Below are 24,623 nucleotides of genomic sequence, written 5' to 3' on the forward strand. Positions count from 1 at the left end.
CCGGATATCCCATTCTTTGTAAATCTAATGCGGACTGCTTCGCGGTCGCCTTGTTGCGATACGCTCCGGTCTGCACGTGGTAGACCGTTTTGTCGCTGCGCTTTTCGGCGACGGTACTGGTGGTGTAGCCTCGGTCTCGGAGGACGTCGGCGAGCATGTGGGCGTTGCGGGCCTGGTCGAAGGTGCCGGCCTGGACACGGTAGATAGGGCCACGCAAAGGGACGACTTCCCCTTGCTGGGAGGCTTCGCTATCGCCGGCGGCGGGTGTAGGTGTCTTTTCGTAATCTGTGTCGCCGGTGGCGGGCGGCGCCGGTGGTGTTTCCGTGCCGGCGGGCGGAGTCGTCAGGGTGGGCGACGCATCAGGGGCGGTTCCGGAGGTCGTGGTTTCCGGGGCGGGCGCCGGTGGCGGGGCGTCTTCCTGCGAGGCTTCCGGGTCGGGCTTTGGTTTGTCTTCCGGCTTGGGACGCTTGAGGGTTGGCGTGGCTTCCTCGCGGATGCGGATCGATGGCGCGCCGGGAGCGGTGTAGTCATCGCTTCGATTTCGCGGCGTCGAGGGGCGGACGGCGCTGGAGTTCTCGGCGACGGGCGGCGTCGCCGCGCCGGATGTCTCCGTTGCGACCTGCGTGGATGGGGTGGGCGTCGGGGCGTGTCCGCCACCGGCGAGCAGCCAGCCCATGAACGCGCTGCCGGCGATCACGAGGACCGCGATGCCTGTAAATTTGAGTGCGCTGTTGGATCCCGAATTGGCCAAGGAATGCATACCTCCGCAGTATCTTAGCGCCATGCTCGCTTGTTTGTCAAGGCGGCGCGGCGCTGGGGCGGCGTCCAAATGTTTGCGTTTGACAGGGCGCCCGCCCTATGCTATAATACCCCTTGTACGACACCTGGGCAGCGTGGCCCAACTGGTCGATTCCCATCTTTTCTTTAAAGAAGGACCAGAACCATGTCTGAGTTCCGCCTGCGAACGCTTCACACTTGTGAAAGCACGATTGTTACGACCCGAGGCGATATCGATATCGCCACGGCGCCGGTGCTCGAAAAGCATCTGACCGCATTGGCGTCTCAAGGACGCCGGCATCTGGTGCTGAACCTTTCACATACCGCCTATATGGACAGCAGCGGCCTGGCGGCCGTGATGCGCACCCACAAGACGCTCGGGCACCTCGGCGGCGACCTCGCCGTGATCGGCTGTCAGCCGTCCGTCGGCCGCATCCTCAACCTCGTCGGCTTCCATCATTTGTTTACCGTGCAGGATCGCTCGACACGCCGTCCGCGCCGCGAAGTTCAGCCGGCTCCGGTTGTCGCGCCTGCCGTCTAGCCCTCTTTAACTCATACGCTTCCCGAGAGAACGAAGTTTCACAGCCCCTTGCCATTTTGGCGGGGCTGTTTGCATGTCCAGGGTCAGTAGCGCAGATACGTTTCCGAGATGGCCGCGCCGATCTCATTGCAGCGGCTCTGGACTTCCTCAAGAAAGTCGTGCAGGCCCACTTCCAGAATCTCTTCCGTCGTGAGAAATGCGAGGTCGGCGTGCAGCCGGCCGATCAGCCGCTCGGCGCGGTTGGTCGGAGCCTGGCCCTTGGATCCGCTGATACTGCGCAGGGCGCGCTCGGCTCGGTCGATCGCGTAGCACATCGACGACGGGAAGTTCGGGTTCAGAACGAGAAACGAGACGACCTGCGCCGGGGAGATCCCCAGGCGGTGCGCCTTGCGGAACGCTTCAAAGGAGCCGACGCTTTTGAGCACGGCCGTCCACTGATGCTGATCCAGGGGACTGTTTAGCTCGGCCTGTCCGCGCTGAAGCAGATGATATTTGACATCCAGAATGCGCGCCGTCTTCTCCGCGCGCTCCAGATACAGTCCGCACTCCAGAAAGGAGCGAGGCTCATCGTTGGGCATGGTGCGGTCGGTGATGCCCTGGAACAGATGGGAGGAGTTTTTGACCTGGCTGAAGAAGCGGTGCGGGGACGCCTCCAGGATCTTATCCACATTCCAGCGCGTCACTTCCAGATAGAAGATATTGAGCGCTTCGTACATCTCCGACGACATCATCTCACGCACGCGCCGCGCATTCTCGCGGGCGCTTCTTACACAAGAGGTGATGGAGTTTGGGTTCGTCGATCGAAACGCGAAGTAATCCAGAACATTGCGCTCGGTGTGTTCGTCGTCGTACTGCGCGGCGAACTTCTCATCATCCCCGGTGATGGCGAGGATCGAACTCCAGAGCGCCTTCTGCGGATCGTCGCCTTCCTGGGCGTACGGAAAGGCGCCTTCCAGCTCCGAATGGTATTGGACATCAACGATGCGTGCGGTGGCGTCGGCGCGCTCCACATAGCGTCCGATCCAGAACATCGAGTCTGCTTCACGAGATAGCATACGGCTCCTATTCCTGCGAGATCTGCGGCGGGGCCGCCAAGGTGGAGACGGTTTGCGTCTGATTGGGTGAAGACTTGGGCCGGGTCATGCCGCCGAGCGTCTGTGACTGCGACATATTGCCCATGGACTGGGACTGGGCTAGCGGCTTGGCGAGAACCCAGGTATCTTTGGACCCACCGCCTTGCGATGAGTTGACGACGTACGAGCCGCGCGTCAGCGCCACCCGCGTCAGTCCCCCGGGAATGATGGAGATGGATTCTCCGACCAGAATATATGGGCGCAGATCGATATGACGTCCCTCGAATTTGTCCGTCTCGCCGACAAACGACGGCGCGCGCGAGATTTCCACCAGCGGCTGCGCGATAAAGTTACGCGGATCGCTCTTGATCATTTCCGCGAACTCATCCTGCTGCTGCTTGGTGGATTGCGGCCCCATCAGCATTCCATAACCCCCAGCCTCGTTGGCGCTCTTGACGACCAGCTTATCCAGGTTCTTCAAAATATGGTCGCACTGCGACGCTTCACACGACAGATACGTGGGGACATTGGGCAGCAGCGCGTCCTCGCCCAAATAGTACTTGATCATCGCCGGGACATAGGCGTAAATGACCTTGTCATCCGCGATGCCCGTGCCGACGGCGTTCGCCAGCGCCACATTGCCTGCCCGGTAGGCGTTGACCAGACCCGGAACTCCCAGCGAGGAGTCTTTACGGAAGGTCAGGGGATCGAGGAAGTCGTCATCGATGCGCCGGTACACCACGTCCACCCGCTGTGGTCCGCGTGTCGTCCGCATCCACAGGATGTTCTGCTCGACATAAAGGTCCGAGCCCTGTACCAGGTCGATGCCCATCTGCTGCGCCAGAAACGCATGCTCGAAGTAGGCCGAGTTGAACTCGCCGGGCGTCAGCAGCACCACGACGGGATCGGCGATCTGACGCGGTGAGATGTAACGCAGGTTGGTGAGCAGCTGCGAGCAGTAGTGGTCCACCGCCATGACGCGGTTTTCGCGGAACAGCTGCGGGAACGTGCGCGCCATCAGCATCCGATTTTGCAGCACATAGGAAACCCCGGAGGGCGAGCGCAGGTTGTCTTCAAGGACGTAGTAATCGCCGGCGTCGTCACGAACTAAGTCCGTGCCGCAGATTTGGACATAGATATCACGAGGAACTTTGGCGCCCAAAAACTCGCGCCGGAAGTGCTTGGCGTTTACAATCAAGTCGCGCGGCACCACGCCATCGTTTAAAATCTTTTGATCGTGGTAGATGTCGTGCAGAAACAAATTCAGCGCCTGGATGCGCTGAACCAAGCCGCGCTCGATCCGCTCCCATTCGTCATGCGTCATGATGCGCGGCACAAGATCCACGGGCATGGTTTTTTCCAGGCCCAGATCGTCGCCGTACACAGTGAACGTAATGCCCTGATTGACCATGGACGCTTCCGCCATCAATGCGCGCCGCTTGAACTCCTGAGGGCTCAGTTGCGAAAGCGCGGCGTGCAGACTGCGGTAATGCGGACGTGGTTCACCGGGAGAAGAGAACATCTCGTCGTAAAATTTGTCGAGGGCGTAATCGTCGAAAAGTGACATGAGGCTCGGCGTGCTCCTTAGCAGGGTCCAACCATAACGGGCCCTGAACTGGCCGCGCGCCGTTGCGGGGTACCGTTATTATATCCGGGTTTTCCGATGGGTGTCAACCCGGATTTTGAGTGTGTTGGTACTGTGGTACAATAGAAAATGATGACTGTGTGATTGGAGATATTCGAGATGAGCCATTTCGCGCTAACCGAACAAAATGAACCCGCGCAATCCACCGTTGCGCGCACACGCGTTTCTCGTCCTCGCCTCCAATTGGTCCTTAACAATAACAACCTTTTGATCACCTGCGTGGCTTGCGCTCATCAGGAGCAACGCGAAATTTCCGTCGCCCCAAATACTCTCACCTCCGCGACGGTGCGTCAAATTCAGGCAAAGCTAAACAGCCTCTTTGAACCCACGGAAAGCCGTCGCTGGCTGGAAGCGAAACTCCCTATCCTAGAGGACCGCTCTCCGCTCGAATTGATCGAAGCGGGGCAATCCATTCGCTTGCTCCATATGCTAATCCGTTTGGAAGAAGGAACGCCGTCGTAAATGCGCCGTTCCCTGCAGCAACGGGTGGCGGATACGCTGCCGCAAGCTATTCTCTTTCAAGACGCCTGTTTCCGCAATGTTTCGCAGCATTTCGCCAATACACGCGATATACGCTCCGCGAAAGGCAGCTTCATTACAGGCGGTCGCTACAACCACAAAGGATTGTTTGAGGCCCTTTACCTCTCATGTGACATTCACACATGCCTGGAGGAAACCACGAAGTCTACACAGCGTGATGGCTTTGAAGTCGCCCGCTCACTTCCACGGACAATCGTCGCATTTTCCGTAAAACTGCAAACCGTTCTCGATCTCACCAACTCTACTGTCCTCCACGATATCAACCTTTCCCGCTCGAAGCTGATAAAGACGGACTGGGAATATCTCCAGGAAGTCGAAGGCAAAGAAGCGCTTACGCAGCAGATCGCACGTTTCGCTCGCGAATGCGGCTTTGAAGCGGTTCTCGTCCCCTCGGCAGTCACCAAGGGGCATAACCTTGTCATCTTCCCTGACAAACTGCAAGCGCACTCTTATTTCAAAGTCTTAAACCGCCGTCTTTTGGGACCGCCACGTCCTTGATATGGCATGTGACTCTCTTATCCCATTGTTAACGTCCATGCCGCCGAAGCAAGTAAATAAAGAACGGCGCGCCTAAAAATGCGGTGATGACGCCAACGGGGAGTTCTCGGCTGTCGGGCATGATGCTGCGGGCGAGGGTGTCGGCCCAGACCATGAGCAGGGCGCCGGCGACGGTGGCGAGGGGCAGCACACGGACATGGTCGGGGGTGCCGGCGAGGCGGCGTGCGGCGTGGGGGACGATCAGGCCGACGAAGCCGATCATTCCGGCGAAGGCGACCGTGGAGGCGGTGAGCAGCGACGCGGTGACGATGAGTGTGCTTTTGAAGCGCTCGGTGTCCACGCCCAGCTGCTTTGCCGACTCTTCCCCAAGGGCGAAGACATTCATGGCGCGCGACTGCGTGAACAAGATCAATGCGCCGAACACAAGAAAGCCGCCCGCGATGGCGCATTGGGGGAGGGTGGAGTCTTGCAGGGAGCCCATGAGGCGGTTCAGCGTCCGAAATGCGTCGTCGGGGCTGCTGATCTGTAAGATCAAGGTGCTGACGGCCCCAAGGAAGGCGCTGACGACCACGCCTCCGAGCAGCAGGCTGGTAACTAGCACCTGACCACCGCGTCGGGCCATGCCGTATACCAGAGTCATGGCGGCGACGCCGCCCGCGAAGGCCGCGACGGGAACGGCCGCGCCGCCGAGCACGTTTTCGGCGTGTCTCAAATAGGCGATCTCCGCGCCGACCGACGCGCCGCTGGACACGCCTACGACGTAAGGATCCGCGAGGTCGTTGCGCAAGAGCGATTGCAGCGCGACCCCCGAAGCCGCAAGCGATCCTCCCACCACCATGGCCATCAGAATACGCGGCAGGCGTAGGCTCCAGAGGGTGATCTGTACGGGATCGATGTCGGCGGCGTCGAGGTTCGGCGGGCCATGCCGGAGCGCCGCCAGCACTTGCGCCGGGCTGTAATGGACCGCGCCGAGGCCCGCCGCGAGGATGGCCGAGAGCAGCAGTGCGCCCAGCAGCAGAGCCAGCATGAGCCATGCGCGGCCTGGTTTGGATCCGCGTCCGGCGCGCGCGGTTTGCGGCTGTTCCGGCGGGACAGTCGTCACCGGCTGCCTCCATAAAGGACATATGCAATATACACGGCGGCGTCGGCGAGGCGCGGGCCGGGCCGCTGGATCATCTCGCCGCCGTCGCCCGCCACTCGATTGTCGCGGATTGCCGGCAATTGACGCAGCGCCGGGTCCGTGCGGATCGTCTTCAAATCGTGTTCGCCTGCGAAGATCACATCGGGAGGCTTGCTCACCAGCAGTTCCTTGGAGTATTCAGCGTACCCCTGCACACTGCTTGCGGAGTTGTCGCCGCCGGCGATGGCGATGACGTCGTCGACGAATGTGCCGCGCCCCGCCGTCCACAGCGGACGCAGTGTCGCCACGAAGAACACGCGCGGACGCCGTCCCACGTGCGCCTTCGCCAGCGCCGCCGCCTGCCGCCGCTTGTGCTCCATTCCCGCCACCACGGCGCGCGCCTGCTCCGAGCGTCCGGTGGCCCGTCCCAGCGCCAGCAAGCTGTTCTCCACAGCGGCGAACGAGCTGGGCAGTATGATGAACACCGGCTGATGTAATTGCTTCAGTCGCGCCGCCGCGCTCTTCTCCGCCACGCCGTCCACTACAATCATGTCGGGTTTCAAGGCGACGATCTTCTCGTAATTCGGGCGAACGTCACCGATCTTCGCGATCTTCTTCGCCGCTTCTGGATAATCGCAGTACACCGTATCGCCCACAATTTTCTTCCCGAGGCCTAGCGCGAAGAGCATTTCCGTCACGCCTGGGGACAGGGAAATGATACGCTGAGGCGGCGTGAGGACAGGCTTTTGCGGGGCTGCTTTGGCGCAAAGCACAGTGGAAGAGAGGCCAATCAGAAGCACGACGCAGATGGCGAGGGGGCGGAATCTCATGGGGGTATGATGGCTGTCGGATCGGGTCTTTGTCAAGGGCGGCGTCAGGCTCGACAAACGCCGCGCATTCCGTTACAATAAGTGAAATCCCCATGAGGCGAATTGAAGTGAGGCTGAATTTTGGATCTGCTTTGGAAACTGCTGCAAATCGATAGTCCCGCCGGCGACGAAGGCGCGATGGCCGATTGGCTGGTCGCGGAGATCGAAACGAATATGCCGTCGGTGCGCGTGGAGCGGATCGGGGACAGCGTGATCGCCGTGCGCGGCAAGGCGCCGACCGTCGCCGTCTTCGCGCATATCGACACTATCGGCTTTACGCTCGGGTACGATCGGCAGCTGATCCGTATCGGCGGTCCGACGCCCAAGGCCGGCGTGGCGCTGCGCATGGCCGGCGGCGACGCGCGCGGGAAGCTGCGGGTCGGCAAGGCGGGCGGGTGGAAGCTGGGCGGCAAGGCGAACGCGGAGCCGGGGACCCGATGGGTCTACGCCGCGGAGCCGAAGCAGTCGGGGGATGAGATCACCTCGCCGTATTTGGACAACCGGGCGGGGGTGTGGGCGGCGCTGCAGACGCTGACGCGCTGCGAGAATGTTGCGGTGGCGTTCACGGCGGGCGAGGAGCATTCGGGGCATGGCGCGCTCGTCTGCGCCCGGCGGCTTTATGAGGGATACGCCATCTATCAGGCGCTCATTTCGGATATCACCTGGGATACAAAGCATGTGCATTGCGGCGACGGCGTCGCTATCTCGCTGCGCGACAGCATGACGCCCCGGCAGCGTTATCTGGAAAGAATACTGGCGCTCGCCGAGGTCAGCGGCGTGAAATATCAACGGGAGATTGAATCGAGCGGCGGGTCGGACGGCGGATATATCCAGCGCAGCGGCTTTCCCATCGACTGGATCTTTGTCGGGGCGCCGGAGAAACACCCGCACACGTCCGCCGAGCGCGTCCGGATTTCGGATCTGAACGCGATGGCGGACATGCTGGTGTCGCTGGTCAACGGTCTGCACGTACTCTGACGCAGAAGGCTACTTCACGCCGAGCTTGGCGAGATCGGCGATGACTTCGGGGAGATGACTCTCGTCGAAGCCGATGTAGCGCGCGGCAATCGCGCCGTCTTTGCTAATCAGATAAATGGTCGGCAGGGCGGCGACTTTGTATTTGCCGCCGGCGACCGAGTCCGTCGTGTCGGAAGGATCGATTAGGAACGTCGAGGTGAGCTCGGGGTGCGACTTCAGGAAGGCGGCGCGGTCCTCGGGTTTATCGAGCGTGTTCACGGAAAGCACGGCCAGTCCCTTGCCTTGGAACTTGTCGTAGAGTTTCTGGATGCTGGCGAGCGCAGTGGTGCTGGGTTCTACGGCCGAAGACCAGAAGTTCAGCAGGACCACCTTGCCGCGCAGGCTGGAGAGCGACACCGATTTGCCCGCCGTCGTCTGCAGCGTAAAGTCCGGCGCGGGTGTTCCTACGGGAAGCAGGATCGGCGGCGCGGGAGGCGGGGGCGGCGGAGTAAAGAGCGTCGCGTCCTTGGGCGGCCGCGCACTGAAGTCCTTGTCGGCTTTATCCCCTGTTTTGTAATCGCTGAAGGCGATCTTGTAACTGTTGGCGCCGTCGGCCAGCGTCACCTGAACCGGGAAGCCCGTATCGGTGGCGATCCACAGATAGGCGTCGCCGCCGCCGGTGACCTTGACCTTGTGCGTGGCGACGCCGTTCACCGTTTCCGCCCCCATATCCACGAGACCGTTTACGGCGGCGACGGCTTTGGGGTTGAACAAGATCGGCGTCGCCACCGTGGTGGCGAGACCGAAGTGAAGGTCCGGGCGGATATCGCTAGTTTTGGGCGGCGCCTCGTACTTCGTGTACTTTTTATTGGACCACTGCCAGAGATTCTTGCCGTCGGAGACTAGTGTAGCTTCGGACCCGTTTCCGAGGTGGCAGCTGACGAGCGCAAGGTTTGGCTGCGCCAGCGCATACCGGGACTTTTCGGATGGCAGCGCGCCGGTGCTCGCCATCGAGACCGTCAGGGAAATCGCCTTGGCGTTTCCAACGGCGTCCACATACTTCTGAACGATCGGCGGGACTTTCGCCGGGGGCGTCGGCGCGGCCGCCATCGCGGGCGCGGCGCCGGTGATCAGCGCCGCCGCAAGCAGAAAGACCGGAGACTTGACTATCATAAGGCTCATTTCTTTCCTGTCAAAATTTTGATTGCGTCCTTACGGTCTATTATAAGCCACTACGAATTCTCTGTCAACGAAGCGGCCGCAAAACTGTGTGGATTGGCGGCGCGTTGACAAACGAAATGGGCCATAGGTAGAATGGCAGGTGACGCTGGCGATCGGCCGCCGCGAGGTCTCCATGAACCACTCACCCCTTTTGAGCTTCCAGCAACGGTTTTCCTTCACGAATACGAAACTCGTTCTCGTTCCCGCCGTCGGCGGCGAATGGGAGCTTCCCGCGTTTTACGATCCGGCGGGCGCCTGGGCGGAATATGACGCCGCGACGCATGACGGCGGCGCGGGCCTGGTCGACCGCTCCTGGCGCTCCGTGCTGCGTGTACGCGGTCGTGACCGCCTTACGTTTTTGCAGGGCATGGTGACGCAGGATATCGTTTCGCTTACCCCTGGACAAGGGGCGCACGCCGCGCTCCTGGACAGCACCGGTCACATCCTGGCCGACCTTTATCTCCATGTGACGGAAGACGCCGTCTTAATCGACGCCGATCCCCGCTGCGCCGCCGTCGCGCTCCAGCTCCTGGATAAGTATCTGATCATGGAGAAAGCGATTGTTGAGGACGTCACCGACCAATGGGTCGTTCTTTCCGTGATTGGGGCCGGTGCGCGCGCCGCGATCGAAAATGTCTATTCCGTGACGACGCTGGAGGGGCTGCCCGAGCTAGGCCATGTGGAGCTGAGCCTGGGAGATGGTGTCGCACTGGCCGTGCGCCGCTCGCTGGGCGATGTTCCCGCGTACGATCTCTGGCTGCCGCGTGAGATTGCGGTGACGGCCTGGGAAAATTTGACCAAGGCTGGCGTTGTTCCCATCGGTGAGCAGGCGCTGGAAATGCTGCGTGTTGAGGCCGCCGTTCCGGCGTGGGGCGCGGAGCTGGAACCGAGCGTATTGCTGCCTGAGACGGAGATGCGTGACGCCGTCTCGTACTCCAAAGGCTGCTACGTCGGCCAGGAGATCGTTGCGCGCATCCACGCCCGTGGACATACGAATAAGGCGCTGCGCTCCGTGCTCTTCGGCGAAGATGCGCGTCCAGCCGCCGGCGACGCGTTGTATGAGGAAACGGGTGAGCGTGAGATCGGCCGGATCACCAGCGCCGCTCTCTCCCCGCGTCACGGCGGGCGCGCTCTGACGCTTGCCTATGTGCGCAAGGAGCACTTCGAAATCGGCTCGGTGGTGGCCTTTAAATCCGGCTTTGGGGAATTGCTGCCGGGGATCGTTGTTTTGCCGGACCATTTGACGACGAGTTGAGACAGTCTATAATATTTCAAAAGGAGCCTGCGGCGCGCCGAGCGCCGCGAACCAAAGTGATGGAGCGAATTGATTTTGAAGGCTGGAAGAACAGCGTTCGCCTGAGCAACGGAACGACCGAGGTCGTGGTCACCACGGAAGTCGGGCCGCGCATCCTGCGCTATGGCTTTGTCGATGGTCCCAACGCGTTCCATGTGATCGGGGAAGACAGCGGCGGCGCGGGCAGTGAGAAGTTCGTTCCCTACGGCGGGCATCGATTCTGGATCGCGCCTGAGGCGAACCCGCGCTGCTACGAGCCGGACAACGGCCCAGTCGAGACCGTGGAGATGAGGGGCGATACTCTTTATCTCGCCAACCCAATCGAAAAAGTTTCTGGCTTCCGCAAGGAGATCTTCCTGACGCTGGCGGGGGAAGGAAGCGCGGTCAAGGTCGTGCATCGCCTGACCAATCACAACATCTGGCCCGTAACTGTGTCCGCCTGGTCGCTTAACATCGTCGCCAACGGCGGCTATGTCGTGCTGCCGCAGGAGGAGTTCGTCTCGCACGACGATTACTTGCTGCCCGCGCGCACTCAGGTCTTGTGGAAGTTCACGGACCAGTCCGACCCGCGCTGGCGCTGGGGCAAAAAGTACGTCACTCTCGCCCAGTCGGCGGCGGAGAAGAACCCGCAAAAGGTCGGCGTCTACAATACGCTGGGCTGGGCCGCCCATGTTACTTCCGAGCAAGTCTTCGTCGCGAGTATCGATGTCGATCCACGCGGTCCGAGCGTACTCCCAGACTGGGGCTGCAACTACGAGACCTACACCGACGGCCCGTTCCAGGAGCTCGAAACGCTTGGGCCGTTGACCCTGGTGGAGCCGGGCGAAATCGTAGAGCACGTTGAGTATTGGACACTCGCAAAGGCTCATCAAATCGACGATGACGACGCCAGCTTGGACGCCGAGCTTACGCCGATCGTCGATCGCGGCGCTCTGGAATTGGCGGCGGCGTTCGGACGTTAGAAATACATCCTTAGAATTGGACAAAGAATGGCCGGACGATTTTACAATCGTCCGGCCATTTTTCTGTCCGCCGCATTCTGGTCTTACATCGTGGTGGACGGAGCCGGGGTGGGAGCGATAGGAGTAGCCGGGGGTGTAGTCTCGATCTTTGTCTCGGGGGCCGTGACGGCCGGAGCGGGCTCCGCTGACGGCGCTCCTGGCGCGCTGTAGGTGACGCCACTGGTATTGGAGTCCAGTTCGCCGTTCTTGATCAGGAAGCCGACGAGAAAGCCTCCGAGCACCACCCATACCAAAATCACCAGGGTGCCCCAGTTTGCGTTACTTGTGCTGGTGTCCGTCTGTTGTGAACTCATCGCGTCTCCTCATAAATATTCGTCAAAATTTGTTGGTAAGGTGATTTTACCTCAGAGCGCCTGAGGATGGTTGCATTTCAGACGCTTACTCGCTCTGGAGACACAAAAACGCCCGCCCTTTCCAGCGCTGCTGGGAGGACGGGCGTTTTTGCGCTTAGGACATGGTGGGCGCGACTATCCGCCGGGCGCCGGCGCCGGATCGCTGCTCGTCGGGGTGCTGCTGGCGGGTCCGCTCGGGCCGGGAGCGCCAGGGGCGCCAGGCGCTCCGGGAGCGCCCGCGGCGCCGGCCGGGCCAGGGGCTCCTGCTGGCCCAGGGACCGCAACCGGAACTGGGACAGCAACGGTCGAAGGCGCGCTCGGCGCACTGGGCGTCGTCGTGACATTTACGCTCGCTGGCGCTGTCACCGCCTGGTTGTTGTTATAAACGAGGAACCCGATCACAATAACTGCGATCACGACGACGGCGATGACCGCCGGACCCCAGCTCGAACCGTTCGATCCTGTATCTCCCTGATTAACGCTCATGTGCTTTGAACCTCCGTGTAGTAGCTAAGATGTTTCGAACTTGATTTGCTTCTACCCCTGCGCATTTGCTTTTTAAACGTATTGACGCCTGCGCGCTTGCGGCGATCGCGCCTGGCGGGCTATAATTTGGCGGCGCATCCGACAAAAAAGTGCGCTGTCGCCGAAGGAGAAATGTTCGTGCTCACTCAACCCCTATGGAAATCGGCGCTCATTCTGGCCTGTGTTCTGGCCGGCGCGGGAAGCGTCAACGCGGCAAAGAAGCCCATTCCCGCCGTCAAAAAGCCTATCAAAGCCGCCAGCGCCGTCAATCCGCGTTATACGTTTGTCGCCTACGGCGATACGCGCAGCAATCCCGATGTGCATCGGACCATCATCGACTTGATCGTCGCCCAGAAACCGGAGTTCGTGCTGCAAAGCGGAGACCTGGTGTCCGATGGCGGCAATCCCCGGCAATGGACGGAGTTTTCCGAGATCACCAAGCCTCTGCGCGACGCGCATATCGCCTACTATCCGTCGCGCGGGAACCATGACGCCGGCCCGTACTATCAAAACTATGTGACCGAGCCGTTCGAGCCGGGCGGCAACAAATACTATTACGCCTTTACGCGCCACAAAAACCACTTCATCGTTTTGGACGAGTTTCAAGACTATGCGATCGGCAGTGATCAATACCAATGGCTCGAAAGAGAATTGAAAAAGGGGCAAAAGACGGCCGTGAATACCTTCGTGCTGTTCCACGAATCCCCGTTTTCCGTCGGACCGCATGGCCCCACGGGTATGGCCCAGCGTAATGTCCACCCGCTGTTCGTAAAGTATCGGCCACGGGCCGTCTTTTGCGGACACGACCACCTTTACTATCGGACCAAGCGGGATGGAGTGAATTATCTTGTAACCGGCGGCGGGGGCGCTCCGCTGTATCAGGCCGACAACGCCGCTCTCGCCATTCCGGGCGATGTGTATGTGAGTGATTACCACATCATCCGCTGTGAGGTCAACGGAACTCAGGTCAGTGGGACCGTAATTACCCCAAGCGGCAAAGTCATCGACAAGTTCGTCTTCAAACCATAGGCGCGTCTGCTTTTCTCTTGTAATCCCAGCGCCCGTCGATGAAATCGGCGGGCGCTGTTCGTTTTGGCGGGCAGGCGAGCGGGTAGATACTAAAAAATCTTTGGGAAACATTTCCAGAGGTTGGCAGGTCAACGCAATGTCGCTGAAGTTTCAGCTTAGGACGGCGGTGGAGCAATCTAAGGAGTGGGAAGGGAACGGGATATGGCGGGTAGCAATTCAAAAAACGGTTCGATGTCATCCGAGGAGCGGGCGAATTCAGAAGCCAAGGACAAACTCGCGGAAGCTGCTTACGCGGACGATCTGACGAAGCGTAACATCGAGCTGGTGGCGAAGATCGATCAGTTGGCGATGGCGAAACGGTCGAAAACCGACCGCATTGTGGACGTGATTACGGCGTTCTGCGGCAGCATGAGCTTTGTCTGGGTTCATTTGATCTGGTTTGGGTTTTGGATCGTGATCAATATCGGACCATGGGACGGCAAAAAGCTGCATTTCGATCCCTATCCGTTTCAGCTACTGACACTGGTCGTATCGCTGGAAGCGATCTTCCTCTCGACCTTTATCCTGATCAGCCAGAACCGTCAGGGACATATGGCGGATCGGCGCAATCACCTGGATCTGCAAATCAATCTGCTGTCCGAGCAGGAAAATACGAAGATGATCATGATGCTGGAGACGATCCAAAATCATCTCGGCATTAAAATGACCGATCCAGAGCTGGCGCTGATGGAGGCTGCCGTTCGCCCCGATCAACTGGTCGAGCAGATTGAAAAAGTGATCGAATCGGATCCCAATATGCGGGACACGCTGGTCGATTTGGTGAAAATCCCCAGCAAGCCGAAGTGAGGGATTTATGAGTACTGAAATCGACCCAGTTGCGGAGACGACGGAAATCATCGCCGCCATACACCATAAGGCGGAAGAGCGGGTCGATTGGCACCAGCGCTCGGTGGAGCGTGTGGTGTCTACTCTCGGACGTCCAATTTTTCTGTATCTCGTGCTCAGCGTGATCGTCACCTGGATCGCTTACAATGAACTCGCGCCGCGCGAGCACTGGGTGCGTATCGACACACCTCCGTTTTACTGGATGCAGGGAACAATCAGTCTGGGCGGGCTGCTCATGGCGATCGTCATTCTGATCGCGCAGAACCGTCAGAGCAAACTTGCCGAAAGCCGCGCTCAGCTGGATTTGCAGGTGAACCTGCTTGCCGAGCAGAAGATCGCTAAACTTATTGCTTTAGTGGAGGAGCTGCGCCGCGATATTCCCAGCGTTCGGGACCGTCACGACCCGGAAGCCGAGGCCATGGCTGCCGCCACCAATCCCGAAGAAGTGCTGGCGGCGCTGGAAGAAAAAGTCCGAGACGCCTCGCCGGATTCTCAGGGGCCGCTCAGCGCGGCTGCGGACGCTCTGCGAGACTTCCAAAAATCGCGTTCCTAATTCTGGGAAACCACAACCGATGGAGCCTCCAAACGAACGCGTCGATTCTTCAAGCCTGCAAACATCTGACCTCCTACGATGCAAGTCACCAGTAGCGCCAGCGAGTCTGTGATGATACCGAAGATGTAAAGTACCCGGCCGAGCGCCATTGCTCCCTCGCCATCGTGTCCACCCCATAAGAATGCTGAAAACGGAATGTTCCATCGCATCAGTGTGACGCCAATTAAGAGTGACACGCCGAACGCGACTACCTGCGTTGAAACTCGGCCGCGCCGGTTCAATAATTGCGCGGACCATAAGAGCGCCAGGAATACTGGCCAGAAGGCTATGGAGTAGATCAGGGCCTGGATAGCGATAACGCTCACCGGATTCCAGAAACTCTCACGTTCTACATCAGGGTTATTGACTTCACGCAGGGTTTCTGCTGGATCAATGAGATACCTGACGGCGCACATCACTACGAATGAAATCAAGTAGGGACAGACTGCGCACAGGATGGCTCCGACGATCTTTCTCATCATTTTGCTGTTCTTCATTGGCGTCAAACAAACCGGGCGATGAGCAGCGCCACATCGTCGGAAAGGCGAACTCGCGTGGCGAACTCGCGCACATCGCGCAGGATCGTATCGGCTAGGCTCTGCATATCGAGCGTCTGCTGATATCGGTTCGCGGCCATGGCGGCGACGCCTTCCCATCCCAGCAAAAGACCACTTTCGGCGCGAGCTTCCGTCAGCCCGTCCGTCAGCATGACGATGGCGTCGCCGGGGTTCAAAAAGTACTGACTTTCTTCGAAATCCATGATGCCGACGCCCAGAATGACGCCCGTCGATTGCAGCGCCAGGGGATGGTCCGGGTTGTCGGCCGTCAGAATGATCGGCGGCTCGTGGCCGGCGTTGCAGTAGACCAGCCGCCCCGTTTCCGTATCGAGAACGCCGAAAAAGAGGGAAACAAACGAGTCGAGCTGGGCGTCAATGGCGCGCGCCACTCGTGACATCACTTCCGCCGGGGAATCCGCGCCTTCCAGGGCGTAAGCGCGCAGGGTCGTCGTGACCAGGGCCGTCTGCGCCGCCGCCTCCACGCCGTGACCGGCGACATCTCCAATCGCCAGCCCGAAGTACCGGGAGCCATCGCCGATCGGCAGGACATCGTAGAAGTCGCCGCCGATATGGCTGTCGCGCTCGGCGGGCGCGTAGCGCGCTCCCAAATGTACGCGTCCATTTGCGATCTCGCTGGGGACTTCGGGGAGCACGGCGTGGTGCAGAGCGACCGAAAGGTTCTTAACGCGCTCCAGATCGCGGAACGCCTTGATTTCCCGCTCTCGCGCTTCGGCTTCGCGCAGGCGCGCGGCGCGTTCGCTCTGCATGGCTTCCTGCGCCTGCCGCATGGCGTTCTGCGCTTCCGAGAGCGCTCCGGCGAGTTCGGTGGTGTGCCGCCGCGTTTGTTCCTCGGCATGCTCCAGATTAAAGCGCGTTCGGCGCTCGGCTTCCAGAAGCGCGGCTTCCTGCCGCCGCTTGTCCTTCTCCAGTTGCCCGGCAAGCAAAAGGTGCGCTTCCAGGCGCTGCTGCACGACGATTTGCCGCCAGATCAGTCCGCCCGTCAGCGCTTGGACGAAAAGGCCGACGAATAAGTTAAAACCATAAGTGTCGTCGGTGCCTAATTGAATATCATTGAGGTGGGAGATCACGCGCATCGCCATGGCGGCGATTGTCACGATCATGGTCCAGCGCGGTCGCCATGACCACAGCGTCAGCGCGATGCAGACGTTGTAGAGGACGCTGACGTGGTAGTGTTCATCCTGATAAACGTCAGCGAAGAAAATGGAGCCCAGGAGCAGAAGGTTGAGAAAGAGCAGCCTTATCCCAGGGCGAGACTGCTCTTCCGAGTCGTCCGGCGCCGCGCCGGCGATACTATCCGGAAAACTTGGAGTCTCCAGTTTCTGTTTTTCTGTGACGGTGTTCATGGCGTCGACGAGCTCCGATCAGCGTCCCATCCGAAGAGAAAGACGTGCCTTGCGAATACTCAGTCTACGCTTGCCCCTGCGCGTTAGGTTCCGTCGCCATCGGCGCGGGGGCGAGCGGATCGCTTACGCCGGTTTGTAAGCCATCGCCAGGCTTTCGCCGTTGAGGACCTTCTTGAGGTAGAGCCCGGTGTGCGAGCCCACGATTTCCGCGACCTGTTCCGGTGTTCCCTCGGCGACGACTTTGCCGCCGCCGTCCCCGCCTTCAGGCCCCATATCAATGACCCAGTCTGCGGTTTTGACCACATCCAGGTTATGTTCGATCACCAATACCGTATTTCCTGTATCGGTGAGCCGCTGGAGGACTTCCAGCAGCTTTTTGGTGTCGGCGAAGTGCAGCCCCGTCGTCGGCTCGTCCAGAATATACATCGTCTTGCCGGTGGCGCGCTTGGCGAGTTCGGAAGCGAGTTTGACGCGCTGGGCCTCGCCGCCGGAGAGCTGGGTGGCGGGCTGGCCCATCCGAATATAATCGAGGCCGACATCGTGGATCGTGCGCAGCTTGCGAGTGATGGTGGGCACGGCGTCGAAGAAGACGACAGCCTGGCCGACGGTCATTTCTAAAACGTCCGAGATCGATTTGCCTTTGTACTTCACTTCCAGAGTCTCGCGATTATAACGCTTGCCATGGCAGACTTCGCAGGGGACGTAGACGTCGGGTAAGAAATGCATCTCGATCTTGATGATGCCGTCGCCCTTGCAGGCTTCGCAGCGTCCGCCCTTGACGTTGAAGGAGAAGCGTCCGCCCTTATAGCCGCGCATGCGGGCGTCGGGCGTTTTGGCGAACAGCTCACGGATCAAGTCGAAGACGCCGGTGTACGTCGCCGGATTCGAGCGCGGGGTGCGTCCGATGGGCGATTGGTCGATGTCCACGATCTTGTCCAGGTTTTCGATGCCAAGAATGGCGTCGTGCGGCTCCCAGACGTGACGGGTGCGATTGATCGTTGTTTGCAGGCGCGGGAAGAGCGTCTCTTGGATCAGTGTCGATTTGCCCGACCCCGAAACGCCGGTCACGCAGACAAAGCATCCCAGTGGGATTTTGACGTCCACATTTTGCAGGTTATGGCCGTGCGCGTTCTTGATCTCCAGGAACTTATCCGTCGGCTTGCGGCGCTCCTTCGGGATATCGATCTTATCCTTGCCGGCCAGATAACGGCCGGTGACGCTCTTGTTGTTCGCGACGATCTGCTTAGGTGTTCCCTGCGCGATGATCTGGCCGCCGTGCTCGCCGGCACCGGGGCCGACGTCGATGATCCAGTCCGCGCTCATCATCGTTTCCTCGTCGTGTTCGACGACGATGATCGTGTTGCCGAGCGATCTCAGATGGAAGAGAGTCTCAATCAGCTTGGTGTTGTCGCGCTGGTGCAGACCGATGCTGGGCTCATCTAAGATATAGAGAACGCCAGTCAGCCCCGAACCGATCTGCGACGCCAATCGAATGCGCTGCGCCTCGCCGCCGGCGAGGGTGGCGGCGGCGCGATCTAGCGTCAGATATCCGAGGCCGACGTTGAGCAAGAATCCCAGGCGTGTGTTGATCTCTTTGACGATCTGGCGCGCGATGATCATTTGCCGGTCGGAGAGCTTCAGATCGGTGAACCACTGGTGCGCCTTGGCGATACTGAGGGCGCAGATTTCGCTGATATCACACTTGCCCATGAGAACGGCGAGGGCTTCGGGCTTGAGGCGCCGGCCACGGCAGGCGGGGCAGGGCTTATCCGCCTGGAACTGGCCAAGCCATTCCTTGACGCCATCGGATTCTGTCTCGCTCAGGCGCTTTTGCAGCATGCCGATGACGCCCGAATAGTCCGACGTGAACTGCCGGTTCTTGCCCCAGCGGTTCTTGAATGTGACGGTGACGCTGCCGGTGACGCCGTGCAGGAGCGCCTGCTTCTGTTCTTCGGTCAGCGTGTTGAGCGGCGTGTCGTTCTGAAACCCGAACCGCTCGGCGACTCCGTGAAACAGGCCCTGCGCCCATTCGTTCTGTCCGCCAGTGGCGTTGACATAGGGCGCGATGGCGCCGCCGTCGATGCTCTTGGACCAATCGGGAATGATGAGGTCGGCGTCGAATTCGGTCTTGACGCCCAAGCCGTGGCAGTCCGGACAGGCGCCGTAGGGAGAGTTGAACGAGAACAGGCGCGGCTCGATGTCTTCAAAATTAAAGGTCGAATCCGTGGCCTCGAAGTTCTCGGCGAACTCGATCGCCTCGCCGCCGATGACGTCGAGCACGACCTGCCCCTTGCCCCACTTGGCCGCCGTTTCGAATGAGTCCGCGAGACGCTTTTCCAGGCCCGGCTTCTTGATCACCAGACGGTCGATGACGATCTCGATCGTGTGCTGTTTGTACCGCTCCAGCGCTGGGACTTCATCCGTCGAAAGATCGTAGATCGTCCCATCGATACGCACGCGATTAAAGCCTTCGGTGCGGATCTCGTCGATCTCTTTCTTGTATTCGCCCTTGCGCCCGCGAATGACCGGCGCCATGATTTGGACGCGCGTCCCTTCGTCCAGCTCCAAAGCACGGTCCACCATCTGTTCGACGGTCTGCTTGGTCAGCGGCTTTCCGGTGACGGGATCGTGCGGGATGCCGACCCGGGCGAAGAGCAGGCGCAGGTAGTCGTAAATCTCGGTGACGGTGCCGACAGTCGAACGCGGGTTTTTCGACGTCGATTTCTGGTCGATGGAGACGGCGGGGGACAGTCCTTCGATGTGATCGACATCGGGCTTGTCCATCTGTCCGAGGAACTGCCGGGCGTACGCCGACAGTGATTCCACATAGCGCCGCTGCCCTTCGGCATAGATCGTATCGAACGCCAGCGAAGATTTTCCCGATCCTGAGAGGCCGGTGATAACAACGAGTTTGTCCCGAGGAATATCGAGGGAAACGTCCTTCAGATTGTTCTGACGCGCCCCTTGAATTCGAATGCAGTCGGCCATGGATACCTCACGCAAAAGAAAACGGGCCACATAGCTGCGCCCGTTCGATAAAAACATTTGTTCTGCATGGAGTGTACCATAAGAGAGCATTTAGGGTCAAGCAAGCGGAGCGATTCGCACGGCAAATGGCGTATGGATTTGTGGGAAGATGGATTAATGAGCGGGTCAGACTGGGTAACATGTTGGGGCTGAAACCGAACGAAAAACGATCTATCGAACTTATGAAATCACGTTTGCCATTTTTAATTGTCGTCTTACTGCTCTGTATCGCCGCGCCGTCGCAGGCGCGTCATCATCGGCGCGCGCGCCACGCCGCGCCTCCTGCTCCGCCGCGTTATACGTGGCAGGGCGGAGGGATTAATCTTTCGCCTGTCAGCGTGCAGGCGTATCATCTGCCGACCGATACCGATCCGGCGCAGGCGCTTTATTTGCGCAAGCTCAATTTGGAAGAGGGGCTTTACGCGCATTTCACGCGCGCCATCACGAAGAAGGATGTGGACACGCCGGAGCTGTTCGTGCTGGACATCACACAGTCTTTGGAAGGCGGGTTCGACTCGGTCAATCTGTACGATCGTGGGATACTTTCGTGGGGGCTGATGCAGTGGTCGGCGCGATCGGGGAGCCTGGCGCACGCTCTGGTTTATGTGAAGCGGCGACTGCTTGCGACCGGCAAGCGTAAGATCTGGCAGAAGACTTTTGTGGCGAATGGTTTAGATGTGGACGCCAATAATCTGATCGTTTACGGCAAGCCCATGGCGACGCCGGAGCAGATGCGTGTTGCGTTCCGGGGAACAGTGCAGGTCTCCAAATACGATCCGGCGCTCGCGACGCACTGGGTGACGACGATGGCTCGCGCGGGGCGTCAGCCGGACATCGCTTCGCTGGAAGTGGAGTACGCGAGTAACATCGTCCAGGCGCTGATGCACCGTCGTCTGGACGGCCTGCCGTTCCGCCCGAAGGGCCGCTCAGGCGTCACACTTGCGGACCTTGCCGGCGGCAGTCCTTACGATCAGGCGCTGGTCTTTGCGCTCTGGACCAACAACCCGCGTCACTCTCTGGAGTACGTCGCCGACGCCGCCAACGCCGCGCACACTGCCAGCGAATATGATGATCCTGCCCTCTGGCCATCCGGCGCGTTCAGCGACGCCCTGATGCGCCGCTGTCAGACGTCCCGCTTCGGCAACTGGCGCCAGCGCGCCAATCTCATCCAGGCCCGCGCCCTGTTCGTCCGCACCGCCGCGCCGTCTGACCTGTCACCCTTCGAAGCGCACTACCAGACCGTGCTCGCCGCCCGCAAGGCCAAGCGCCTCGAAGAAATCGCCATCCGCGACGCCGCCCTCGCCGCGACGCAGGCTAAGGCAAAGGCCAAAGCCGCCCAGCTCGCCGCCGCAGATCAGCGCCAGCGCGATCTGGCCGCCAGCCAGCAAATGGGATTGGAGTCGGCGGGCGCCGCCTGGGAAACCGCTAGGGCGCGCGCACGGGATACAATCGCCGGCGCGTCGCTTATCGTCCCGACTCCATAATGCCTGGGAGCGATGAGCGCAGTACGTGTTTGCGTACGCTAGATCAACGCTGCCTACCCCCCCATCGAGCTAAAGCTCGATTTTCCCCTTCCCTGCGAGCCGCTTCGCGGTGGGAAGTGGGAGCTAGTAATTACTGACGACATGGCTCTTGGCGTGAGGTTTCGGCCCCCGTCCCCATCCTGGGGAGCAGGGGCCGATACCCAATGTCAAGAGCCATGTCGTCCCAAGTTATCAGCACCCACTTCCCACTGCGAAGCAGCTTGCAGGGAAGGGGGGAAGCGCGCTAAAGCGCCGGGGGGTTAGGCAGCGTTGATCTGGATACGCAGAAGCGAAAGTCCTGCGATTGTAAAACGTCGTTCTCGTTCGCACGTAACGCGGCGGGAATCGAGTACCATGGTGCGATGAAGATTGGATACATCGCGCGCATGCATTTTCCTTTTTTGGCTTTCGCCATCTTGATGTTTGGCGCTGGCATTCCCGTGTCCGCCGCTTCGCAGCCTGTGGGCGGCTTGAAAAGCGACGCGGCGAGTTTGGGAGTGTTTCCGTTGGCGGGCGGGGGATACGGCGTGCGTGTCACGCTGGCTGGGCGCGCCGTGTTTTCGCAGCTGTCGCCAGTGGCGATTGGCCGTGTGGGGAGCGATGGGGCGGAGACCTGGAGCTCGGGCAGTTATGGGGTGGTGACGGCGAGTGGCGGGGATTTGGTTTGCAAGGGAGTGACGGGGACGGCGGCGGGGACGCAGTTCCAGGTGTCCGATACCTATCACGCGCTGGCGGGGCAGGGCGCGTTTACGATGACGCGGCGCGTGGAGATCGCGACGCCGGGCGCGGAGGACAAGGGGTTCAATTCGCGGTTTAGCCTGTCGCCGTCGGACCCGACGGCGCTGGCGGATGAGGATGTGTTTGCGCCGGGCGTCTGGTACAAGGACAACGCGCATGTTCCGAAGGGGGCGCTGGCAGGGAACCGGGGCGACAGCGAGTATCTGTTCCGCGAAGATCGCCTGCCGCTGCCACTCGTGATGACGCGCGACCGTCGCAGCGGCGTGACGCTGGCCGTGGCGCACCTAGACGGCGTTCCGACAACGTTCGCCGGCGAGAATGGCCTGAGCCGGATCATCGACGCGCGGATGCAGTTCGGGGCGCTGGGCGTTCAGAACATGGTCCGGCCGTCGCCCGAGTTTGTGTTTCCCGGCATGGAAAGCGAACGCAGTTACATCGCCGGCCCGGCGGTGGATGGCAGGCGCTGGGCGTACCGGAGCCATCCCGTCGCCGTGGGTGTGGCGCATCGGTATCGTCTGCTCATTCAGGTTGGGAGCACGCCGGACTTCCCCGCCGCCGTGCGGCGGACGTGGCGTACGGTCTACGATCTGTACAAACCGCCGACGATCAAAGTCGACCTTAAAAAGTGTTACAAAGACGGCATGGAGCTGCTGTCGGCGGTTACGCAGCCTTACGACGGCGTCGTGACCGTTCCATTCGCGGCGACAGTCCCGGACGGCAAGGTCTCGGACACCAGCAGCCAGATGGGTTTCGTGGGACAGGCGCTCCCCAGCGCCGCGCTTCTCCTGCGCTACGGCTTCGAGACAAACGACGCCGACGCCATTGCGCGCGCCACTCAGGTGGTGGACTTCTGGGCGAAGAACTCGCTTTCGCCGGCGGGCATTCCAAGGACGTGGTACGACAATCATCCCGGCGGCGCCGTTACGTGGCGCGACTACCACACGTTTCTGCGCGTGGCGTCCGATGGCCTGGACGGCGCGCTTCGCGCCTGGAGCGTCGCGCACGCGCATGGTCAGGATCACCCAGAGTGGCTGGCTTTCTGCCGCGCCTACGGCGACTGGCTGACGCAGGCGCAGAACCCCGACGGCTCCTGGGCGCGCGAGTACGACTTCACCAGCCACGCCGTCAATCCCGCCACCGACACGACCGACCAGCCCATCGCCTTCCTCGCCGATCTCTTCCGCGCCACCCGCGACGACAAATACAAGCAAGCCGCCCTCAAGGCTGGCGAGTTCTCCTGGAACTCCGTGCATCTGGCCTACGCCTACGTCGGCGGCACGCCCGACAACCCGAATGTGATGGACAAAGAGGGCGGCATGCAGGCCCTCGCCGCCTTCCTATCGCTCTACGACCTCACCCACGACCGCAAATGGCTCGCCGCGGCGTCGCAGGCGGCCTGGTACAGCGAGACCTGGGTCTACTGCTGGAACATCCCCATCCCGGAAGGCGACCCCAAAGCCCTCTACCCCCAAAACCGCACGACCTACGGCCTCAGCCTCATCGCCGCCGGCCACTCCGGCGCCGACAACTACATGGCTGCCGCCCCCTATTACTACTACCGCCTCTCATTCCTCACCGGTGAACCCCACTTCCGCGACCTCGCCCGCATGCTCCTCCACAACACCAAACAAATGACCGACTGGGACGGCTCCCTCCACTACGCCCAACCCGGCCTCCTCACCGAAGCCCTCAACCTCCCACCCCCACGCGGCCACGGCGTCCCCGTCTGGCTCCCCTGGCTGACCGTCGCCATCCTCGACCCGATGACACGCCTGCAAGACACATTCGGGTCTATGGACATCGACGAGATCGAGAAGACGCCGAAGCGCGAAAGTGTGCGACGGGATGAGGCGTATGGGAAGACGCATGGGTTTTGAGGCGTTTTGCGAGTTTAGCAAAATAAGTACCACTTAATATATTGACATTATTATCTGTAGCGGGTATAATAATGGAAGATACAACAGCAGGAGGCCACGCGCTTGGACGATGACTTTATTGATGGATTTGCGGCCGATGATATTTACTCAAACGAACCTTCGGAAATAGGATTTGCAACTACTGAGGCGCCTACGCCAAATCTTGAGATCCCATCCTTTGGAATATATATCAATCCTTTATTGGAAGATACCGAACTCATAAATGGAGTGCGGGAAATTATTTCTCAAGCATGGCTAGAGGCTGATGATGATACTGACGCTTCTTGTGTCTCGAACCACCGAGGGACACGAAGTTACCAATTGCAAATAAAATATGTTGACTCCTTCCTATTTGGGTTGGGTTTTGAACGTGAAGTAGTGCGTGGGCAAGTGCGCTTTGTAAATACCACTCGTTATCCTTTTCCTGTTCGCTTTCTGTTTTGCGGTGGTGCTAAGGACCTATTCAAAAATAACCGCTTCTTCTGAGTTGGGGCTGATCCGATAGTTCCAATCGGGATGAAATTGACTGCCGCTGATGTTCAAATCGGCCATTTGCGCGTCTGAGACTTTAATGCCGC

23 protein-coding genes are annotated in these 24,623 nt (G+C 60.2%); 12 read left to right on the top strand and 11 right to left on the bottom strand.

Features of this window, described 5'->3' with window-relative positions:
• A partial coding sequence (locus ABIZ35_RS17230) for an SPOR domain-containing protein (protein WP_348221145.1) occupies nucleotides 1–751 on the bottom strand: 751 nt, incomplete at its 3' end.
• A gap of 192 nt (nucleotides 752–943) precedes the next feature.
• Here ABIZ35_RS17230 and ABIZ35_RS17235 point away from each other — a divergent pair.
• Nucleotides 944–1,318 carry an STAS domain-containing protein gene (locus ABIZ35_RS17235; RefSeq protein ID WP_348221146.1) on the top strand — a complete coding sequence of 125 codons (375 nt, stop codon included), beginning with the start codon at nucleotides 944–946 and terminating at the stop codon, nucleotides 1,316–1,318.
• Nucleotides 1,319–1,401: 83 nt separating this feature from the next.
• On the opposite strand, the gene ABIZ35_RS17240 is transcribed toward ABIZ35_RS17235, so the two are convergent.
• Nucleotides 1,402–2,373 (bottom strand): alpha-E domain-containing protein, encoded by a 972-nt coding sequence (locus ABIZ35_RS17240; RefSeq protein ID WP_348221147.1) that lies wholly within the window; start codon nucleotides 2,371–2,373, stop codon nucleotides 1,402–1,404.
• A gap of 7 nt (nucleotides 2,374–2,380) precedes the next feature.
• Complete coding sequence (locus ABIZ35_RS17245; protein WP_348221148.1) at nucleotides 2,381–3,958, bottom strand: circularly permuted type 2 ATP-grasp protein; 1,578 nt, start codon at nucleotides 3,956–3,958, stop codon at nucleotides 2,381–2,383.
• 177 nt (nucleotides 3,959–4,135) lie between these two features.
• Between ABIZ35_RS17245 and ABIZ35_RS17250 the strand changes: the two genes are divergently transcribed.
• The gene (locus ABIZ35_RS17250; protein WP_348221149.1) at nucleotides 4,136–4,498 is read left to right on the top strand and encodes a hypothetical protein; all 363 of its coding nucleotides are present in this window, start codon (nucleotides 4,136–4,138) and stop codon (nucleotides 4,496–4,498) included.
• Nucleotides 4,499–5,074 carry an RES family NAD+ phosphorylase gene (locus ABIZ35_RS17255; protein ID WP_348221150.1) on the top strand — a complete coding sequence of 192 codons (576 nt, stop codon included), beginning with the start codon at nucleotides 4,499–4,501 and terminating at the stop codon, nucleotides 5,072–5,074.
• A 28-nt stretch (nucleotides 5,075–5,102) separates the two neighbouring features.
• Here ABIZ35_RS17255 and ABIZ35_RS17260 read toward each other — a convergent pair whose 3' ends face one another.
• Both ABIZ35_RS17260 and ABIZ35_RS17265 read right to left on the bottom strand, forming a co-directional pair.
• Complete coding sequence (locus tag ABIZ35_RS17260; protein ID WP_348221151.1) at nucleotides 5,103–6,176, bottom strand: iron ABC transporter permease; 1,074 nt, start codon at nucleotides 6,174–6,176, stop codon at nucleotides 5,103–5,105.
• Nucleotides 6,173–7,024, bottom strand: coding sequence for an ABC transporter substrate-binding protein (locus ABIZ35_RS17265; protein WP_348221152.1), 852 nt, complete (start codon nucleotides 7,022–7,024; stop codon nucleotides 6,173–6,175). Before ABIZ35_RS17265 ends, ABIZ35_RS17260 begins: the two co-directional genes overlap by 4 nt.
• Before the next feature lie 120 nt (nucleotides 7,025–7,144).
• On the opposite strand from ABIZ35_RS17265, the gene ABIZ35_RS17270 reads away from it, so the two are divergent.
• The gene (locus ABIZ35_RS17270) at nucleotides 7,145–8,041 is read left to right on the top strand and encodes a M20/M25/M40 family metallo-hydrolase (protein WP_348221153.1); all 897 of its coding nucleotides are present in this window, start codon (nucleotides 7,145–7,147) and stop codon (nucleotides 8,039–8,041) included.
• A gap of 9 nt (nucleotides 8,042–8,050) precedes the next feature.
• On the opposite strand, the gene ABIZ35_RS17275 is transcribed toward ABIZ35_RS17270, so the two are convergent.
• Nucleotides 8,051–9,202, bottom strand: coding sequence for a TlpA disulfide reductase family protein (locus ABIZ35_RS17275; protein ID WP_348221154.1), 1,152 nt, complete (start codon nucleotides 9,200–9,202; stop codon nucleotides 8,051–8,053).
• A 172-nt stretch (nucleotides 9,203–9,374) separates the two neighbouring features.
• Here ABIZ35_RS17275 and ABIZ35_RS17280 point away from each other — a divergent pair, with 172 nt between their 5' ends.
• Nucleotides 9,375–10,496, top strand: a complete 1,122-nt coding sequence (locus tag ABIZ35_RS17280; RefSeq protein ID WP_348221155.1) for a hypothetical protein — start codon at nucleotides 9,375–9,377, stop codon at nucleotides 10,494–10,496.
• Nucleotides 10,497–10,555: 59 nt separating this feature from the next.
• On the top strand, nucleotides 10,556–11,497 hold the full coding sequence (locus ABIZ35_RS17285; RefSeq protein WP_348221156.1) for a hypothetical protein: 942 nt from the start codon (nucleotides 10,556–10,558) through the stop codon (nucleotides 11,495–11,497).
• Nucleotides 11,498–11,580: 83 nt separating this feature from the next.
• On the opposite strand, the gene ABIZ35_RS17290 is transcribed toward ABIZ35_RS17285, so the two are convergent.
• Nucleotides 11,581–11,850 carry a hypothetical protein gene (locus ABIZ35_RS17290; RefSeq protein WP_348221157.1) on the bottom strand — a complete coding sequence of 90 codons (270 nt, stop codon included), beginning with the start codon at nucleotides 11,848–11,850 and terminating at the stop codon, nucleotides 11,581–11,583.
• Nucleotides 11,851–12,024: 174 nt separating this feature from the next.
• Nucleotides 12,025–12,375 (bottom strand): hypothetical protein, encoded by a 351-nt coding sequence (locus ABIZ35_RS17295; RefSeq protein WP_348221158.1) that lies wholly within the window; start codon nucleotides 12,373–12,375, stop codon nucleotides 12,025–12,027.
• Nucleotides 12,376–12,552: 177 nt separating this feature from the next.
• On the opposite strand from ABIZ35_RS17295, the gene ABIZ35_RS17300 reads away from it, so the two are divergent.
• The 3 genes from ABIZ35_RS17300 to ABIZ35_RS17310 all read left to right on the top strand — a co-directional run bounded on the left by ABIZ35_RS17300 (nucleotide 12,553) and on the right by ABIZ35_RS17310 (nucleotide 14,881).
• Complete coding sequence (locus tag ABIZ35_RS17300) at nucleotides 12,553–13,443, top strand: metallophosphoesterase (protein WP_348221159.1); 891 nt, start codon at nucleotides 12,553–12,555, stop codon at nucleotides 13,441–13,443.
• A gap of 201 nt (nucleotides 13,444–13,644) precedes the next feature.
• The gene (locus ABIZ35_RS17305) at nucleotides 13,645–14,289 is read left to right on the top strand and encodes a DUF1003 domain-containing protein (RefSeq protein WP_348221160.1); all 645 of its coding nucleotides are present in this window, start codon (nucleotides 13,645–13,647) and stop codon (nucleotides 14,287–14,289) included.
• Nucleotides 14,290–14,296: 7 nt separating this feature from the next.
• A complete protein-coding gene (locus ABIZ35_RS17310) occupies nucleotides 14,297–14,881 on the top strand; it encodes a DUF1003 domain-containing protein (RefSeq protein ID WP_348221161.1) in 585 nt (194 codons plus the stop codon).
• On the opposite strand, the gene ABIZ35_RS17315 is transcribed toward ABIZ35_RS17310, so the two are convergent.
• The 3 genes from ABIZ35_RS17315 to uvrA all read right to left on the bottom strand — a co-directional run bounded on the left by ABIZ35_RS17315 (nucleotide 14,878) and on the right by uvrA (nucleotide 19,829).
• Nucleotides 14,878–15,402, bottom strand: coding sequence for a hypothetical protein (locus ABIZ35_RS17315; protein ID WP_348221162.1), 525 nt, complete (start codon nucleotides 15,400–15,402; stop codon nucleotides 14,878–14,880). The genes ABIZ35_RS17310 and ABIZ35_RS17315 overlap by 4 nt on opposite strands.
• Nucleotides 15,403–15,422: 20 nt before the next feature.
• Entirely contained in the window at nucleotides 15,423–16,841 is a 1,419-nt protein-coding gene (locus ABIZ35_RS17320) for a SpoIIE family protein phosphatase (RefSeq protein WP_348221163.1), read from the bottom strand.
• Between the two features lie 123 nt (nucleotides 16,842–16,964).
• The gene (uvrA, locus tag ABIZ35_RS17325; protein ID WP_348221164.1) at nucleotides 16,965–19,829 is read right to left on the bottom strand and encodes an excinuclease ABC subunit UvrA; all 2,865 of its coding nucleotides are present in this window, start codon (nucleotides 19,827–19,829) and stop codon (nucleotides 16,965–16,967) included.
• A gap of 233 nt (nucleotides 19,830–20,062) precedes the next feature.
• Between uvrA and ABIZ35_RS17330 the strand changes: the two genes are divergently transcribed.
• From ABIZ35_RS17330 to ABIZ35_RS17340, 3 genes are all read left to right on the top strand, one after another.
• Nucleotides 20,063–21,352, top strand: coding sequence for a hypothetical protein (locus tag ABIZ35_RS17330; RefSeq protein ID WP_348221165.1), 1,290 nt, complete (start codon nucleotides 20,063–20,065; stop codon nucleotides 21,350–21,352).
• A 425-nt stretch (nucleotides 21,353–21,777) separates the two neighbouring features.
• A complete protein-coding gene (locus ABIZ35_RS17335; RefSeq protein ID WP_348221166.1) occupies nucleotides 21,778–24,006 on the top strand; it encodes a hypothetical protein in 2,229 nt (742 codons plus the stop codon).
• A gap of 102 nt (nucleotides 24,007–24,108) precedes the next feature.
• A complete protein-coding gene (locus ABIZ35_RS17340) occupies nucleotides 24,109–24,531 on the top strand; it encodes a hypothetical protein (protein WP_348221167.1) in 423 nt (140 codons plus the stop codon).
• Nucleotides 24,532–24,623: the final 92 nt, after the last annotated feature.

Source organism: Capsulimonas sp. (genome assembly GCF_039929585.1).
In the GTDB taxonomy this organism is placed as follows: Bacteria; Armatimonadota; Armatimonadia; order Armatimonadales; family Capsulimonadaceae; genus Capsulimonas.

What these genes read in the sequence shown, in the direction of transcription:
- ABIZ35_RS17235 (WP_348221146.1), top strand. Translation starts at nt 944, where the DNA reads ATGTCTGAGTTCCGCCTGCGAACGCTTCACACTTGTGAAAGCACGATT.
- ABIZ35_RS17240 (WP_348221147.1), bottom strand. Translation starts at nt 2,373, where the DNA reads ATGCTATCTCGTGAAGCAGACTCGATGTTCTGGATCGGACGCTATGTG.
- ABIZ35_RS17245 (WP_348221148.1), bottom strand. Translation starts at nt 3,958, where the DNA reads ATGTCACTTTTCGACGATTACGCCCTCGACAAATTTTACGACGAGATG.
- ABIZ35_RS17250 (WP_348221149.1), top strand. Translation starts at nt 4,136, where the DNA reads ATGAGCCATTTCGCGCTAACCGAACAAAATGAACCCGCGCAATCCACC.
- ABIZ35_RS17255 (WP_348221150.1), top strand. Translation starts at nt 4,499, where the DNA reads ATGCGCCGTTCCCTGCAGCAACGGGTGGCGGATACGCTGCCGCAAGCT.
- ABIZ35_RS17265 (WP_348221152.1), bottom strand. Translation starts at nt 7,024, where the DNA reads ATGAGATTCCGCCCCCTCGCCATCTGCGTCGTGCTTCTGATTGGCCTC.
- ABIZ35_RS17275 (WP_348221154.1), bottom strand. Translation starts at nt 9,202, where the DNA reads ATGAGCCTTATGATAGTCAAGTCTCCGGTCTTTCTGCTTGCGGCGGCG.
- ABIZ35_RS17280 (WP_348221155.1), top strand. Translation starts at nt 9,375, where the DNA reads ATGAACCACTCACCCCTTTTGAGCTTCCAGCAACGGTTTTCCTTCACG.
- ABIZ35_RS17285 (WP_348221156.1), top strand. Translation starts at nt 10,556, where the DNA reads ATGGAGCGAATTGATTTTGAAGGCTGGAAGAACAGCGTTCGCCTGAGC.
- ABIZ35_RS17290 (WP_348221157.1), bottom strand. Translation starts at nt 11,850, where the DNA reads ATGAGTTCACAACAGACGGACACCAGCACAAGTAACGCAAACTGGGGC.
- ABIZ35_RS17295 (WP_348221158.1), bottom strand. Translation starts at nt 12,375, where the DNA reads ATGAGCGTTAATCAGGGAGATACAGGATCGAACGGTTCGAGCTGGGGT.
- ABIZ35_RS17305 (WP_348221160.1), top strand. Translation starts at nt 13,645, where the DNA reads ATGGCGGGTAGCAATTCAAAAAACGGTTCGATGTCATCCGAGGAGCGG.
- ABIZ35_RS17310 (WP_348221161.1), top strand. Translation starts at nt 14,297, where the DNA reads ATGAGTACTGAAATCGACCCAGTTGCGGAGACGACGGAAATCATCGCC.
- ABIZ35_RS17315 (WP_348221162.1), bottom strand. Translation starts at nt 15,402, where the DNA reads ATGATGAGAAAGATCGTCGGAGCCATCCTGTGCGCAGTCTGTCCCTAC.
- ABIZ35_RS17320 (WP_348221163.1), bottom strand. Translation starts at nt 16,841, where the DNA reads ATGAACACCGTCACAGAAAAACAGAAACTGGAGACTCCAAGTTTTCCG.
- uvrA (WP_348221164.1), bottom strand. Translation starts at nt 19,829, where the DNA reads ATGGCCGACTGCATTCGAATTCAAGGGGCGCGTCAGAACAATCTGAAG.
- ABIZ35_RS17335 (WP_348221166.1), top strand. Translation starts at nt 21,778, where the DNA reads ATGCATTTTCCTTTTTTGGCTTTCGCCATCTTGATGTTTGGCGCTGGC.